Origin of the sequence: Bacillus sp. FSL R9-9834 (assembly GCF_038006905.1) — a bacterium.
GTDB lineage: Bacteria > Bacillota > Bacilli > Bacillales > Bacillaceae_G > Bacillus_A > Bacillus_A pacificus.
Map to the genome: position 1 here is coordinate 525,001 of NZ_JBBOWD010000001.1, position 15,304 is coordinate 540,304.

At 37.1% G+C, this 15,304-nt stretch carries 13 protein-coding genes, 15 tRNA genes, 2 rRNA genes and 1 pseudogene (1 of these 31 cut by a window edge); 25 read left to right on the forward strand and 6 right to left on the reverse strand.

Translation table 11 applies throughout. From position 1 onward, the window contains the following. The 21 genes and pseudogenes from MKY00_RS02685 to MKY00_RS02785 all read left to right on the forward strand — a co-directional run. Window positions 1-2,358 (forward strand): 23S ribosomal RNA (locus MKY00_RS02685); it begins 564 nt to the left of the window's first position. A gap of 101 nt (window positions 2,359-2,459) precedes the next feature. Further along, window positions 2,460-2,575: ribosomal RNA gene (gene rrf, locus MKY00_RS02690) — 5S ribosomal RNA — on the forward strand. A gap of 8 nt (window positions 2,576-2,583) precedes the next feature. Then, window positions 2,584-2,658: transfer RNA gene (locus MKY00_RS02695), tRNA-Asn, on the forward strand. A gap of 2 nt (window positions 2,659-2,660) precedes the next feature. After that, a tRNA-Ser gene (locus MKY00_RS02700) sits at window positions 2,661-2,752 on the forward strand. Between the two features lie 17 nt (window positions 2,753-2,769). Beyond that, window positions 2,770-2,844, forward strand: a tRNA-Glu gene (locus MKY00_RS02705). Window positions 2,845-2,848: 4 nt separating this feature from the next. Beyond that, window positions 2,849-2,924, forward strand: a tRNA-Val gene (locus tag MKY00_RS02710). A gap of 24 nt (window positions 2,925-2,948) precedes the next feature. Then, a tRNA-Met gene (locus tag MKY00_RS02715) sits at window positions 2,949-3,025 on the forward strand. A 3-nt stretch (window positions 3,026-3,028) separates the two neighbouring features. Further along, a tRNA-Asp gene (locus MKY00_RS02720) sits at window positions 3,029-3,104 on the forward strand. Window positions 3,105-3,113: 9 nt separating this feature from the next. Beyond that, window positions 3,114-3,189 (forward strand) — tRNA-Phe (locus MKY00_RS02725). A gap of 18 nt (window positions 3,190-3,207) precedes the next feature. Next, window positions 3,208-3,283: transfer RNA gene (locus tag MKY00_RS02730), tRNA-Thr, on the forward strand. Between the two features lie 10 nt (window positions 3,284-3,293). Next, window positions 3,294-3,377, forward strand: a tRNA-Tyr gene (locus MKY00_RS02735). A 7-nt stretch (window positions 3,378-3,384) separates the two neighbouring features. Beyond that, a tRNA-Trp gene (locus MKY00_RS02740) sits at window positions 3,385-3,458 on the forward strand. A 19-nt stretch (window positions 3,459-3,477) separates the two neighbouring features. Further along, window positions 3,478-3,553: transfer RNA gene (locus MKY00_RS02745), tRNA-His, on the forward strand. Window positions 3,554-3,616: 63 nt separating this feature from the next. Continuing rightward, window positions 3,617-3,691 (forward strand) — tRNA-Gln (locus MKY00_RS02750). A 5-nt stretch (window positions 3,692-3,696) separates the two neighbouring features. Then, window positions 3,697-3,771: transfer RNA gene (locus tag MKY00_RS02755), tRNA-Gly, on the forward strand. A 14-nt stretch (window positions 3,772-3,785) separates the two neighbouring features. Next, window positions 3,786-3,856, forward strand: a tRNA-Cys gene (locus MKY00_RS02760). 10 nt (window positions 3,857-3,866) lie between these two features. Then, window positions 3,867-3,948 (forward strand) — tRNA-Leu (locus MKY00_RS02765). 138 nt (window positions 3,949-4,086) lie between these two features. Then, entirely contained in the window at window positions 4,087-5,067 is a 981-nt protein-coding gene (locus MKY00_RS02770; protein ID WP_016716395.1) for a tyrosine-type recombinase/integrase, read from the forward strand. A 743-nt stretch (window positions 5,068-5,810) separates the two neighbouring features. Further along, window positions 5,811-6,074, forward strand: a pseudogene (locus MKY00_RS02775) (BRO-N domain-containing protein); the annotation flags it as partial. 37 nt (window positions 6,075-6,111) lie between these two features. Further along, window positions 6,112-6,594, forward strand: coding sequence for a Rha family transcriptional regulator (locus MKY00_RS02780; RefSeq protein ID WP_229147445.1), 483 nt, complete (start codon window positions 6,112-6,114; stop codon window positions 6,592-6,594). A gap of 119 nt (window positions 6,595-6,713) precedes the next feature. After that, complete coding sequence (locus tag MKY00_RS02785) at window positions 6,714-6,953, forward strand: hypothetical protein (protein ID WP_029141045.1); 240 nt, start codon at window positions 6,714-6,716, stop codon at window positions 6,951-6,953. Between the two features lie 137 nt (window positions 6,954-7,090). On the opposite strand, the gene MKY00_RS02790 is transcribed toward MKY00_RS02785, so the two are convergent. The 6 genes from MKY00_RS02790 to MKY00_RS02815 all read right to left on the reverse strand — a co-directional run bounded on the left by MKY00_RS02790 (window position 7,091) and on the right by MKY00_RS02815 (window position 11,142). After that, complete coding sequence (locus MKY00_RS02790) at window positions 7,091-7,447, reverse strand: hypothetical protein (RefSeq protein ID WP_001091610.1); 357 nt, start codon at window positions 7,445-7,447, stop codon at window positions 7,091-7,093. Between the two features lie 4 nt (window positions 7,448-7,451). Then, window positions 7,452-7,826, reverse strand: coding sequence for a hypothetical protein (locus tag MKY00_RS02795; protein WP_001030776.1), 375 nt, complete (start codon window positions 7,824-7,826; stop codon window positions 7,452-7,454). 114 nt (window positions 7,827-7,940) lie between these two features. Next, the gene (locus MKY00_RS02800) at window positions 7,941-8,183 is read right to left on the reverse strand and encodes a hypothetical protein (RefSeq protein WP_016716398.1); all 243 of its coding nucleotides are present in this window, start codon (window positions 8,181-8,183) and stop codon (window positions 7,941-7,943) included. 314 nt (window positions 8,184-8,497) lie between these two features. Beyond that, window positions 8,498-9,328: a hypothetical protein gene (locus MKY00_RS02805; protein ID WP_016716399.1), complete on the reverse strand. Its 831-nt coding sequence runs from the start codon at window positions 9,326-9,328 to the stop codon at window positions 8,498-8,500. Then, complete coding sequence (locus MKY00_RS02810) at window positions 9,328-9,657, reverse strand: hypothetical protein (protein ID WP_016716400.1); 330 nt, start codon at window positions 9,655-9,657, stop codon at window positions 9,328-9,330. Before MKY00_RS02810 ends, MKY00_RS02805 begins: the two co-directional genes overlap by 1 nt. 666 nt (window positions 9,658-10,323) lie before the next feature. Then, on the reverse strand, window positions 10,324-11,142 hold the full coding sequence (locus MKY00_RS02815; protein WP_016716401.1) for a tyrosine-type recombinase/integrase: 819 nt from the start codon (window positions 11,140-11,142) through the stop codon (window positions 10,324-10,326). Between the two features lie 367 nt (window positions 11,143-11,509). Here MKY00_RS02815 and MKY00_RS02820 point away from each other — a divergent pair, with 367 nt between their 5' ends. The 4 genes from MKY00_RS02820 (at window position 11,510) to MKY00_RS02835 (ending at window position 15,269) form a co-directional block, all read left to right on the forward strand. Continuing rightward, window positions 11,510-12,025: a hypothetical protein gene (locus MKY00_RS02820; protein WP_016716402.1), complete on the forward strand. Its 516-nt coding sequence runs from the start codon at window positions 11,510-11,512 to the stop codon at window positions 12,023-12,025. 141 nt (window positions 12,026-12,166) lie between these two features. Continuing rightward, window positions 12,167-12,412, forward strand: a complete 246-nt coding sequence (locus MKY00_RS02825) for a hypothetical protein (RefSeq protein ID WP_016716403.1) — start codon at window positions 12,167-12,169, stop codon at window positions 12,410-12,412. A gap of 31 nt (window positions 12,413-12,443) precedes the next feature. Then, on the forward strand, window positions 12,444-13,724 hold the full coding sequence (locus MKY00_RS02830) for a KAP family P-loop NTPase fold protein (protein ID WP_016716404.1): 1,281 nt from the start codon (window positions 12,444-12,446) through the stop codon (window positions 13,722-13,724). 825 nt (window positions 13,725-14,549) lie between these two features. After that, window positions 14,550-15,269 (forward strand): YebC/PmpR family DNA-binding transcriptional regulator, encoded by a 720-nt coding sequence (locus MKY00_RS02835; protein ID WP_000532946.1) that lies wholly within the window; start codon window positions 14,550-14,552, stop codon window positions 15,267-15,269. Window positions 15,270-15,304 lie beyond the last annotated feature (35 nt).

Below are 15,304 nucleotides of genomic sequence, written 5' to 3' on the forward strand. Positions count from 1 at the left end.
TGTGCCTACAAATAGTCAGAGCCCGTTAACGGGTGATGGCGTGCCTTTTGTAGAATGAACCGGCGAGTTACGATCCCGTGCGAGGTTAAGCTGAAGAGGCGGAGCCGCAGCGAAAGCGAGTCTGAATAGGGCGTTTAGTACGTGGTCGTAGACCCGAAACCAGGTGATCTACCCATGTCCAGGGTGAAGTTCAGGTAACACTGAATGGAGGCCCGAACCCACGCACGTTGAAAAGTGCGGGGATGAGGTGTGGGTAGCGGAGAAATTCCAATCGAACCTGGAGATAGCTGGTTCTCCCCGAAATAGCTTTAGGGCTAGCCTTAAGTGTAAGAGTCTTGGAGGTAGAGCACTGATTGGACTAGGGGTCCTCATCGGATTACCGAATTCAGTCAAACTCCGAATGCCAATGACTTATCCTTAGGAGTCAGACTGCGAGTGATAAGATCCGTAGTCAAAAGGGAAACAGCCCAGACCGCCAGCTAAGGTCCCAAAGTGTGTATTAAGTGGAAAAGGATGTGGAGTTGCTTAGACAACTAGGATGTTGGCTTAGAAGCAGCCACCATTTAAAGAGTGCGTAATAGCTCACTAGTCGAGTGACTCTGCGCCGAAAATGTACCGGGGCTAAATACACCACCGAAGCTGCGGATTGATACCAATGGTATCAGTGGTAGGGGAGCGTTCTAAGGACAGTGAAGTCAGACCGGAAGGACTGGTGGAGTGCTTAGAAGTGAGAATGCCGGTATGAGTAGCGAAAGACGGGTGAGAATCCCGTCCACCGAATGCCTAAGGTTTCCTGAGGAAGGCTCGTCCGCTCAGGGTTAGTCAGGACCTAAGCCGAGGCCGACAGGCGTAGGCGATGGACAACAGGTTGATATTCCTGTACCACCTCTTTATCGTTTGAGCAATGGAGGGACGCAGAAGGATAGAAGAAGCGTGCGATTGGTTGTGCACGTCCAAGCAGTTAGGCTGATAAGTAGGCAAATCCGCTTATCGTGAAGGCTGAGCTGTGATGGGGAAGCTCCTTATGGAGCGAAGTCTTTGATTCCCCGCTGCCAAGAAAAGCTTCTAGCGAGATAAAAGGTGCCTGTACCGCAAACCGACACAGGTAGGCGAGGAGAGAATCCTAAGGTGTGCGAGAGAACTCTGGTTAAGGAACTCGGCAAAATGACCCCGTAACTTCGGGAGAAGGGGTGCTTTCTTAACGGAAAGCCGCAGTGAATAGGCCCAAGCGACTGTTTAGCAAAAACACAGCTCTCTGCGAAGCCGTAAGGCGAAGTATAGGGGGTGACACCTGCCCGGTGCTGGAAGGTTAAGGAGAGGGGTTAGCGTAAGCGAAGCTCTGAACTGAAGCCCCAGTAAACGGCGGCCGTAACTATAACGGTCCTAAGGTAGCGAAATTCCTTGTCGGGTAAGTTCCGACCCGCACGAAAGGTGTAACGATTTGGGCACTGTCTCAACCAGAGACTCGGTGAAATTATAGTACCTGTGAAGATGCAGGTTACCCGCGACAGGACGGAAAGACCCCGTGGAGCTTTACTGTAGCCTGATATTGAATTTTGGTACAGTTTGTACAGGATAGGCGGGAGCCTTTGAAACCGGAGCGCTAGCTTCGGTGGAGGCGCTGGTGGGATACCGCCCTGACTGTATTGAAATTCTAACCTACGGGTCTTATCGACCCGGGAGACAGTGTCAGGTGGGCAGTTTGACTGGGGCGGTCGCCTCCTAAAGTGTAACGGAGGCGCCCAAAGGTTCCCTCAGAATGGTTGGAAATCATTCGTAGAGTGCAAAGGCATAAGGGAGCTTGACTGCGAGACCTACAAGTCGAGCAGGGACGAAAGTCGGGCTTAGTGATCCGGTGGTTCCGCATGGAAGGGCCATCGCTCAACGGATAAAAGCTACCCCGGGGATAACAGGCTTATCTCCCCCAAGAGTCCACATCGACGGGGAGGTTTGGCACCTCGATGTCGGCTCATCGCATCCTGGGGCTGTAGTCGGTCCCAAGGGTTGGGCTGTTCGCCCATTAAAGCGGTACGCGAGCTGGGTTCAGAACGTCGTGAGACAGTTCGGTCCCTATCCGTCGTGGGCGTAGGAAATTTGAGAGGAGCTGTCCTTAGTACGAGAGGACCGGGATGGACGCACCGCTGGTGTACCAGTTGTTCTGCCAAGGGCATAGCTGGGTAGCTATGTGCGGAAGGGATAAGTGCTGAAAGCATCTAAGCATGAAGCCCCCCTCAAGATGAGATTTCCCATAGCGTAAGCTAGTAAGATCCCTGAAAGATGATCAGGTTGATAGGTTCGAGGTGGAAGCATGGTGACATGTGGAGCTGACGAATACTAATAGATCGAGGACTTAACCATATAATATGTAGCAATGTTATCTAGTTTTGAGAGAACATAAAAAAACTTGTTGACTTTTAAAGAAAATAAGTTATAATAATGATTGTCTCAAAAGAATAATGTCTGGTAATGATGGCAGAGAGGTCACACCCGTTCCCATACCGAACACGGAAGTTAAGCTCTCTAGCGCCGATGGTAGTTGGGACCTTGTCCCTGTGAGAGTAGGACGTTGCCAGGCAATATTATTCCGCAGTAGCTCAGCGGTAGAGCTATCGGCTGTTAACCGATCGGTCGTAGGTTCGATTCCTACCTGCGGAGCCATTGGAGAGCTGTCCGAGTTGGCCGAAGGAGCACGATTGGAAATCGTGTATACGTCACAAGCGTATCAAGGGTTCGAATCCCTTGCTCTCCGCCATAGGATTTATAATATTTGGCCCGTTGGTCAAGTGGTTAAGACACCGCCCTTTCACGGCGGTAACACGGGTTCGAATCCCGTACGGGTCACCACTTTGGAGGATTAGCTCAGCTGGGAGAGCACCTGCCTTACAAGCAGGGGGTCGGCGGTTCGATCCCGTCATCCTCCACCATATAAATTATATGAATAGTATTATCGCGGGGTGGAGCAGCACGGTAGCTCGTCGGGCTCATAACCCGAAGGTCGCAGGTTCAAATCCTGTCCCCGCAACCAAATGGTCCCGTGGTGTAGTGGTTAACATGCCTGCCTGTCACGCAGGAGATCGCCGGTTCGACCCCGGTCGGGACCGCCATTTTAATAAGGCTCGGTAGCTCAGTCGGTAGAGCAGAGGACTGAAAATCCTCGTGTCGGCGGTTCGATTCCGTCCCGAGCCACCATTTATCTTAATCATATACGCCGGCTTAGCTCAATTGGTAGAGCAACTGACTTGTAATCAGTAGGTTGGGGGTTCAAGTCCTCTAGCCGGCACCATGTAAGTTTCGGAGGGGTAGCGAAGTGGCTAAACGCGGCGGACTGTAAATCCGCTCCTTCGGGTTCGGCAGTTCGAATCTGCCCCCCTCCACCATTTACATAGGGGCATAGTTTAAAGGTAGAACTGAGGTCTCCAAAACCTCCAGTGTGGGTTCGATTCCTACTGCCCCTGCCAAATATATTTACACAGCATGGCGGTTGTGGCGAAGTGGTTAACGCACCGGATTGTGGCTCCGGCATTCGTGGGTTCGATTCCCATCAGTCGCCCCATTTTTATTTTAAAAATTATAAATAATCTAATGGATGCTTACATATAATTAAGTAAGAATTCGATGGGCTATAGCCAAGCGGTAAGGCAACGGACTTTGACTCCGTCATGCGCTGGTTCGAATCCAGCTAGCCCAGCCATTTTTGCGGAAGTAGTTCAGTGGTAGAATACAACCTTGCCAAGGTTGGGGTCGCGGGTTCGAATCCCGTCTTCCGCTCCAGTAAAATTTTATATGGCGGCATAGCCAAGTGGTAAGGCAGAGGTCTGCAAAACCTTTATCACCGGTTCAAATCCGGTTGCCGCCTTTTCTTTTGTGCCGATGTGGCGGAATTGGCAGACGCGCACGACTCAAAATCGTGTTCCTTCGGGAGTGTCGGTTCGACCCCGACCATCGGTATCAAGCAAACGTTGATTTAAACGGTTCTTACGTTCAGTAGGAGCCGTTTTTTCGTGTTCTTAAAAGTTTATTACATACGATTATCTCCTTGTTAAATAAGCGTACTAAATCATGTACCAAAGGGAGGTAAAAGTTGTTATGAAAAGACGTAATAATGATTTAAATGTCAAAGAATTAGCAGTAATTCACGATTCTGTACAATTAGATGTACTGGACTATAAAACCGCTCTACACTTATTCCTTAATGATTGTCAGTTACGTAATTTACGTGACCATACAATTCGATATTATAGGAGTGAATTAACTACGTTTTACAAACTTCTCATGGATCAATCTGTATCCACAAATCCTACTGAAATTACCAGTGAAGTAATTAAGAAAAACGTTATTTTCCATATGAAAGAGGTTCTACAAAGAAAACCGGTTACGATTAATACACGTTTACGGGCTATTAGAGCGTTTTTTAACTTTCTTCATACTGAAAGGTATATTAAATTCAATCCAATGAAAGACGTTAAATTCTTACGTGTCAGAAGGCAAGCTATACCTACATTTAGCAAAGAACAAATAAAAAATTTATTAAAGCAGCCTAATTTAACTACATTTATAGGCTTTCGTGATTATACGGTAATGCTATTACTTTTAGAAACAGGGGTAAGAGCGAATGAACTTGTTGGAATAGCAATTACTGATATTAAATGGGAAGATTCCTTTGTTCATATTCGTAATACAAAAGGATATAAAGAAAGATTAGTACCCATTCAATCATATATGAAAGAAGTATTAAGAAAGTATGTGACGGTTCGAGGATCAATGGAGACGGATGCTTTATTTACTTCAATAGATAATCGACCAATGACAAAGCGACAATTACAAAATCGAATTAGCAAGTATGGAGAAATGGCGAAGATAAAAGATGCTCGTTGCAGCCCCCATACATTTAGACATACGTTCGCTAAATTAAGTGTTCAAAATGGAGCAGGAATATTTGAACTACAACAGATACTTGGGCATACCACAATGGATATGGTTAGAACATATGTGAACTTATTTAGTAATGATGTAAAAGAGAAGCATAAAGAATTTTCACCTTTAAAGATGCTGAATAGATACAAATAAAAAGAAAAAAGCCACCTATTGCAGTAGGTGACTCAAAGTTAATATTCGCTAAAAACTAAATAACGGATATTCCGTACATTTAATACCTTCATTATAAATTTTTAAAAAGTATAATGCAAAGGTTTAATTTCCTATTGTCTTTTTTAGGTACATGTACAGGGATTTCCGAACGTGGGAATGACCTAACACCACGATAAACACTTGAACAGGTTAGCTAAGCCACTGTCATAAAATTAAGCGTTCTAACATATAACGTTTCCTTGTTTGCGTTGTTAGAAGTCTAGGAGAGAACGTCCATAAACGGTTTGGTAAGGTTGCTTGGTGTATTAAGGTACAGGTAGCAACGAATAAGAAAGAAATATTAGGTTACGAAGTAATAAAGGATAATGTCAGTAGTACAAACTCCTTCCCTATATCTTTCAGCATGTTGGACAAGCATAGCATGTTAAAAATTCGTTGTAGGTGAAAATCTAACGTTCAAACAAGGTGTTACTATACGGAATCCTTAACCCGATAGACCATGATAAAAATAACAATGAACGTCTGCTTTATGTTGCATTAACTTTCTTGTTTTTGCAATGTAAGGTAGTCATTCCATGCCCTAGCCGTTGTCCTGTACCCTCATCCCATGATGAAAGACATCTGATCCAAGTCAATACGTTTTATAAAATTTAGAATGAACAAGGTAAGTTATAAATCTTATATAAACCCTTACCGAATAGAAAGAGGGAACAAAGGAAGAACCATTATTTTTAGGTCAAGATGTAGCAAATTGGATTGAATACGCATGGAAAGACTCAAGACAGTCGCATAGGGACGTTTCTAAAATGTTAAAAACTGTAGATGAAGATGAAAAGAAGCTGGGGGGAACATTATTCCCATCAGGTCAAATTAGAGAATCTTGGTTCTTAACTGAAGATGGATTGTATGAAATTTTAATGCAGTCGCGAAAACCAGTTGCTAAACAATTCTCACGGCTTAATTTTCAGCTGTTAATATTTAGATGAAGATGAATCCATGTCCGTCAAATTGACGGGTATGAATATGAACTCGACTTTAATAAATGAGTCAGGTTTATATTCGGCAATTTTGCCGAGTCCTCTTATATCAACATTAAAAATGATAATAATAATGAGTAATATCGTATTTATTGAAAATAACGAGGTAGTAACAGATAGTTTAATGGTGGCTGAAGTATTTGGAAAACGTCATGATAATGTAATGTCTGATATCAATAAGTTAATTGGTTATTCTAGCGATGAATTTTCACTCCTTAATTTTCAGGAGTCAACTTATATCAACGAACGAGCAAGACAATACAAGAAATATAATTTAACTAAAGACGGTTTCACATTATTAGTAATGGGATTCACTGGAGAAGAAGCTTTAAAGTTCAAAATGATGTACATTAATGAATTTAACCGAATGGAACAAGAGTTAAGAAATCGTGATTTAAATTCTTATATGATTGATGATCCGATTGCACGAGCAGAACGATGGATTAAAGAACAGCAGGAGAAACAATAGAGCAAATTGAACCATCCATTTTAGATGATACAAACGTTGATTGGGCTATACTTGATAATTTTATCGATTGTGAAGATGAAAAAATAGCTATCCTGTACAATATGCAGGTCAGGTCAAAATTGCCAAATGTAGACGAAGACGAAAAGCGGACTTATGCAATCCATAACTCAGGTCAGAATCGTGAAATTTGGTTCTTAATTGAAGGTGATAGACGCAATTTTGCACACATTCCGTATATGAATTGGAATGATTTTATGCCGATTAATACGTTTATTATTCATAATTGTAATACGCTAAGCATAAACTTTCGTATGAGCGAATGTAATAGCGGTTCGAAAGTTCTAGGTAGCTTAATATAGCAGTAGTTATAACGTACTTAATAACCTCATATGAACTTGTTATGATGCTCTTAATACGTACTTAATAATGCAGATTTAATAACCACTTAACACCCTCTTAATAAGTAAAAAAGCATCCTCTAAATTGAGGACACCCTTTAAAATTCTTCTAACTTTATTTTTCCACCTCTATAGGCTAGTTTAATATTATTTTTCTTTAATTCATTTGCCAACTTGTCCGTTTTAGTAGGTGATTCAAAGAGGTTATAAAACTTGTATATATCTAATTTTGCATCTCTTACAAAATGGCGCAGATCAGAAACAGAACCAGTAAACTCTGCTGGATAATTAGCGTATTTATAATACTCTTTAACATAAATGGACAATGCTTTTGCAATTGTTGGAATGTCCATTCTTGTAAAGTCTGAAGAGGAATTTGAAGTACCATATAATTCAAAGTCATTTCCGTAAAGCATTCTTAACATCTTAACTTCTTTAGGTGTAAATGTATTCATGATATTAATCCTCCAAGTCCTCTAATTTTTTGTTTGGAAATTGTGCTACAAAGTCAAGTATAAGCTTTAATTCATCTTGTTCTAACTCAGTTCCCTTGTGATATTTACGTAGGGCTTCAACAAGACCATAATATTTATAACTATTTAGTATTTCTTCTTCAAGGTTATTTGCTTTTTCTAAGAAAAGTAACGGATTACCTTTATAAGTTTTATCTTTAGCAGTTTCATAATCATTTAAGAAAGCTAAAGGGTTATCACTGTTATTTAATTCTTTTGCAGCGGTTTCTTTTTTATTTTCTTCTTCTGTTAAAAATGACAATGGATTACTATTGCTTGCTTCATAACGTTCAAAATTTGAAAATAAATTGTCTTTGTTCATATTAATACCATCCTTTATTTAACTTTTGATTAGCCCTATCCAAAGAGAAAAGTTTTTTTGGGGATGTTATTATCCATTCCCCCTGCTATCCGTTTGGTAAGGGCATTACTTTGTTCAATTATTTGTTAGTACAAAATGATTCGTATTATTAATACGTTCTACAACAATTCCACATTTAGATAATTGACTCATTAGATCAGTATCTTGTTTCTTTAATCGTAAGTTATCAGTAGTTGTATTTAGATATTCAGCAACTTGTGGAAATGAAATTGGTTCATTTTTATATGCATAGTATCCTAAAGTTAAAATACTAATGTGCTGAATAAATTCTTTGCGATTCATGTATTTCTTTTTCATAAATTTGCTACCTCCTTAATTTTTAAAATGAATGTACGAGCGAAAGTGAAGTACTAAGCCGTCCGGCAATTGAGGACATATAACAAGCAATATACTTAAAATTAAACTTTTATATTTGTTAAACTTGCTACTTATTAAACCTGTTATTTATTAAACTTGTAAATTTTTAAACTATATATAAAGTTAACTTGTATCAAAGAATAAGAAGTAATTAACGCTCAAAACAACGTTTAGCCTTACTGCCACAATGGATTGAGCGTGATTTAAAACAGTTCAAAAAAGTTACCCATTCGAGCAAATAAGGGTCAAAAAGGTTACCTATTTTTTGGAGCATATGGTGAAGCAGCAAACATACCTCTTAACGTATTATCAGGTTGACCACTTTTTCTATAAAAGATATATGGATTTAATGTGATGAAAGTGTGGCGTTTATCTTCCAGTATCGTTTCTGCAATTACTCCACCTTTTCTTAAACTCCTAAGAAGAGTAGATATTTTCTTTTGATGAATTTCAGTAATTTGTGCAATGCTTTCGATATTAAGATACTGAATTTCCTTAGAATCAATTTCATGAGGATTAATACAAATCATGTTAGTTTCATAATGCACATATGGAAGTAACTTATATAAGAATCCAATTTCAGCAGGTTTTAAGATTTTGCATAGCTGCTTTAATGTTGTAGTAAATAATTTGATTATCTTTTGTTCTTGAGCTTGTCCTCTAAAGTGGTAAGTAGGATTAATACGGTATCCACCTTTAACCGCTTCTAAAATCCCATTACTTTCAAGTGCTTTACATAACCGCTTATTAGTACTATTTGTAATACCTAATGTATGTTCAATATCTACTTTCTTAGTCATAACCGCCCCATCCTTTCCAATTAAAAACCCTGTTCCGAATTCCATATGACACTGTAATTGTAATAAATATCCAAGGTGAACATTTGTTAATTTAGAAATCACTTCTTTAATATTCTCCATATTCGCAAAACTGAAATGACGGTTATCTCTTTCTTTTTCTAATTTGTTCTTATATGCCTGTCTCTGATTTTCAGATATTACTTGTGATTGGGGATTGATAATATCCTCACCTAATACTTCACCAGTTTGTTGATCAACTAAATGTACTAATCGAGATTGAGTCATCAATTCTTCACCTCACTTTCATCTTTTTGTACGTTTTTAACCGTATTTAATTTGTTGTATTGTCTTGTTTTAAGGTTAAATAAGTAACGACAATAAGCTAATTGAGAACTTAGTGATCTAACGTTTAGCTGCAATGTGTTTGCTTTATAAAGTTCAATCATGTTGTCGATTGCAGGTTGTAAACCTTCTTCATATACAATTTCAAACGTAACAAGATGGCCGTCATCTTCCTTTTGAGTTACAGTTACATGACCAATTGATGCTCCTTTAATCGTTGATAATGCAGCAGTTAGCGACATATCAGTTGTGTGAAAAATCTTTTTAACCATAATTAACATTCCTTTCGAATTACCATATTGTGATTTCATAAACCATTAATACTTTGGAATCGTGTGTAATTCTTACGTTTTAAAATTTAGTTAAGGTGTAATTGCTCGAGTGATTTTTATCGAGTGTTACCGAATGATCGTATCGAGTAAAAAACATTTTAAAATTAATGAGGATATTGTTCTTGTGGATGTGATGAAGCCGAGAAAAATAAAGTAAGAAGTAACTGTATACATTCTGTTTTTATTACGCTTAAAAATAGGCAAAACAAAACCCTGCACCGTTAGATACAGGGAAAACAAGGGGTTTCAAAACGTTTAAAACTTGAAACTGTAGTGCTCATTTCTATGCCAATTTGAATTAAGTGGAGATAAGAAGTAGCTGAATCCCTCTTATCTGTAAAACATTATTACTTCATATGTGAAATAATTTCGCGTGATTTTTACGTTAAATAAGTGTAAAAAGGTATGTATATGTAGTGGTAAGGAATAGATGAAGATATGAGGGGGAAGAGTGGTCACCATCTTGTGCGGTGTTAACGAATATATACGAATTGATACGAACGTAAAGATAGTGAAGGGGTAGTTAATTTGTTTTACGAATGAAGGAAGTTTGAAACGATATAAATTAGAATATGAAAAAAGACCATCATAAACGATAGTCTTGTATCAATTCTTATATAATTGTTCAACTGCATTTTCTCTATCTGCTTCTGTTGGTGCTGAATAGCGAAGGATCATATCAGCACTGGAATGACCTGATAAGGATTGAATGATGCTTATATCATGTCCTGCGCGTACAAGGTCAGTAATAAACGTATGTCGTAGTTGATGTACATTGAAACCATATTTATTTATTAAGTGCTGCACACTCCTAACACTAATACGCTCACCTCTATTACTTAGGAATAAGGCTGGGCTATTTCCATTGCGTTCTTCTAAATACTTAGTTAAAGCCCTCCTAGTTTCTACATTCAATGGTATTGTACGTTCTTTATTTCCTTTTCCAATAATCTTAACCGTACCTTTTCTATCGGTAAGGGACATATCATTGATATCTATATTCACTAGTTCACTAACACGTAATCCACTATTTAATAGAAGTAGTACAATAGCCGAGTCTCGCTTGTTGCCTGCTCTATCCACTTCACGTATGAGTTGGTTGCGTTCGTTTCTATCGAGTGATTTAGGTGCCACTTGCTTTAAGTCTTGTTGCTTCACTACACTTATGTCTTCTATTGCTTCTGTCTTATTACTCCACTTACAATACTTCTTTAATGCATTAAATACTTTATTAATAGTTGCTGCTGATTTCTTATGTGAAACCATGTAGTCAATATACTGTTGGACATCAGAACGAGCAAAGCTTTCTAGGTCTGTTCCTGCACCATCAAGCCACTGTTCGAATTGCTTTAATGCATGAGTATACGTCTTAACAGTTGTTACTGACTTCCCTTTTAATGCTTCATTTACGAACTTATGAATCATGATAATTCCTCCCTAAATAATTCTACGCAACTTTTTTTACTTGTTATTCATGTGTTTATGTATGTATTCCGCCTGTTTATATGTATATTTTAGCATAGAATTATAATTCTATGCAATAATTCTGCGCTGATTTAAGGTTGGGAATATGCTTGTTACTTATGCACTCAATAAGAAGTTTTATAGGATCTGACATAATAGCTGAATTAACTGGATGCATATGTAAAAAACATCTTGCCAACCTCTTCCAGTGATAAGACAATATAGGGGGGAGGGGTGGTTTACATTCTGAATAAGTGAATTGTACAAATGAAGGCGCATGACCCTAATTTATTTCACAGGGGAATTTTTAAGAGGGGGGATTTAGATAATGTTCAAATATGCAAAGGTAGCAATTGTTGTTGGAATTATAGCTCTTCTTTCAATTAATATTTATCTAATAAAAAGTAAAGACGTGGAAACTGATACAAAAGAAACTGCTAGTGAAGTACCAAACGAAGATGTTGATCCGATAGATGATAAAGAAACAAAAACGACTGTCACAACTAATCCTCAAAATAGGGATGCAAGTATACAGAAAGCATTAGATGAATCAAAGGACTTTGCGAAAAGGAATTTACCGGATGAAGTAATTGATATGCTATATGATGATAGTGGAGAGAAGAAAGTAATTATCCTTTTTAAAGATGATGTATGGTACAGAAAGTCTAAATTACTTAAAGAAGCAGATACGATGGCATTAGGAAGTATAATAAATTCTAACTTTGAAAAGGCTGGGGTTATACCTAAGGGAGAGAAAATAACAATCATTGTCACAGATAGCCAAGGTAGAGAAGTAGCATATACAAATCCTGCTGATAAAGGATCATGGATAATAACTAATTAAAATAAATTCAAAAGAGCGTTTCTTTATGAAGTGCTTTTTTATTGAAAGAAAGAAATTATGCGTATATCTTGTAGGAACGTACATTCTTTGATACCATTTTTATGTAGTAAATTCCTATAATTGTATAAGGGGTGATGGAGAATGATTTTTGAAGATAGACGTATGCTGAGAGAGAAATTAATTAGAGAGTTGTATAATGATTATTTTGAGAATGCAGGACAAGAAGTATTGATTCGTCTTAACTTAGATGATAAAGAAGATAAGGAAAATCATTTAGCTTATCAATATTTAGAAGAAAAAGGCTTAATCTATTACCGTTCTATATCTAAGGATGGAGGATATGGAGTGAAAATAAATGCGCATGGAATTGATTATGTTGAGAAATAAAGTTTCATACTTATAGGAGGGTTTAATAAAAATGGATGGATATTTGCCTTTAACTAGTATAGAATCTGATAAATTACATTTTTCAACAAAAGCTAAAGAAATTGCAAAATTTATTGAAGTAGTACCTAATAATATTCCTTACGCAATATCTATAAACGGTTCATGGGGGGCAGGAAAGTCAACTATGCTCAATTTTATAGAAGAAGAATTAAACACAGGGATATGTAAAGTTGTACGATTTAATCCTTGGATGATTAATAATAGGGAAGAATTGATTTTGTATTTATTTGAAGAAATTTATGATTGTATAGACAAAGGTTATACAAATGCTAAAGAAAAATTTAAGAGCTATGCTTTAAAAATATCCTCACCATTAGCTAAGCTTACAACTTTAGCCGTATCAATGAGTCAAGGGGTACCTGCTCCTGTAGCAAATCCTGTAGCAAATGCGGTTGGAGATATTGTAAAAGAAACAGGAGAAGCAATATTTAACAAACCATTGTCTAAGCGTAAAAAAGAAGTAATTGATGAACTTGAAATGATGTTTGTTGCGAACGGACAAAAAATTGTAATTATGATTGATGAAGTAGATAGATTATTTCCAGAAGAGATAGTGAATATATTTCAATTGATAAAATCAACTTTAGATCTTCCAGGATTATTTTTTGTTGTGGCGATGGATGAAATTGCTGTATGCGATGCTTTAGAAAGTAAAGGGATAAAGAATCCTTTTATTTACTTGCAAAAAATCTTCCAAAAAAAATATATTGTGAATACACAATACCAGTTGCAGACATTATTTGAAGAATTTATAAATAAGGAAATAAAAGAATCATCTGATACAAAGAATCAAGATCTAAAATATTTATTAGACACATTTATTGAAACTAATGTGGATAATCGTCTTGGGACGGCTGATAATAACTATGTTAGTATGTATAATATTATTAGGGAGCATTTGGAAAATCCGAGAGCTTTTGTGAACTTTAAAGATTTTTTATTTGAAAAATGGGAGCAATATCATAGTGGAATTCCTGAATATAGAGATCGTAATGTGGGATTACAGGTGGCTTTTGTTGTATTATTGAATTTTTATTTGTATCCTCATTATAGTAATCCGCGTTTTGCAGGCTTTCATTACTTATATCAGGATGAACAGAATTCAATTCCTAGTTTTGTTGTACAAGCTAGTACTATAATTCAACAAATAAACGGTGGTGTATCATTTGAATTAAACGCTTTTGTAAAAGAAATAATGTATAATTTACAAAAGTATCCTGACTATATAAAAAGTGTGAAAGAGAAAGTATAAATAATTTTTATGATATTAAATGTATTATCCATGTAGGTATTGTTTATAAAACATTTGTCTCTCGGTAAGGGCGAAAATATATATAAATAATATATGCACTATATAATAGGAAGAAACTCGTTTTATGTCGAACTACTCAACTTGACTAGCCCTTTTAAACGAAATATACTTATTTACAAGATAGTCGTATGTTATGATTTTGTTTAAACTTAAATTGAACGTTAAAGAGCGTATATATATCAATGTTTCTGATGGTTTATGAGGGAAGATTAAATTCTATAACCGACTCAAAATCGTGTTCCTTCGGGAGTGTCGGTTCGACCCCGACCATCGGTATCACGAACGGCGTAATAAAAAGACTCTACACCAAATGTGTAGAGTCTTTTTTATATTTTCATCATACTAAAGAATAAGCACAAATAGGTACTAAATGATTAAGATAAACGTATTCATGTAGTATTTGAATGTGTCATAATTCTCCCCCTCTATACTCACTTCAAATTTTTTCCTATTTTAATTATACAAAAATAGAAAGGAATTAAGGGAATATTATGGAAATCGGTATCGGTGATGTAAAAAACTCTACCATTTCTATTAGAGTTTTTTTGCTAAATTATGTTATGTGATTCTAAAATTCGTGATAAATGTAGCAATTCATGTATAATATAACTTGTCGAAAGAACAAAATGATAGTGATTTATATTATGTCTGTAATATGAATCAAAAATGAACTTTTTATATTTCTTTTAAAAATGTGTTGAACACACATGATATTTCATATTAATATTTTTATGTAGATTTAAAACCGGAAAGAGAGTGGAAAGTATGGGTCGTAAATGGAATAATATTAAAGATAAAAAAGCATCAAAAGATGCAAATACTAGCCGTATATACGCGAAATTTGGACGTGAAATTTATGTAGCGGCAAAACAAGGCGAGCCAGATCCGGAATCAAACCAAGCGCTTAGAGTGGTATTAGAACGTGCGAAAACATACAATGTTCCAAGAACAATTATCGATCGTGCAGTTGAAAAAGCAAAAGGTGGTTCAGAAGAAAATTATGACGAGCTTCGTTATGAAGGATTCGGACCAAATGGAGCTATGGTAATTGTAGATACACTTACAAACAACGTAAACCGTACTGCAGCAGATGTACGAGCTGCATTTAGCAAAAACGGTGGTAACATGGGTGTAAACGGTTCTGTAGCTTACATGTTTGATGCAACAGCTGTTATCGGTCTTGAAGGGAAAACATCAGATGAAGTTCTTGAGATTTTAATGGAAGCAGATGTGGATGCACGTGACATTCTTGAAGAAGAAGATGCTGTTATCGTGTATGCTGAACCAGATCAATTCCATGCAGTACAATCTGCTCTTAAAGATGCTGGCGTTGAAGAATTTACAGTTGCTGAATTAACAATGCTTGCACAAAACGATGTAACACTTCCTGAAGATGCACAAGCACAATTTGAAAAAATGGTTGATGCATTAGAAGATTTAGAAGATGTGCAACAAGTTTACCACAACGTAGACTTAGGAGAATAATACGATAGAAGCCCCTTTTCATTTAACGGATAGGG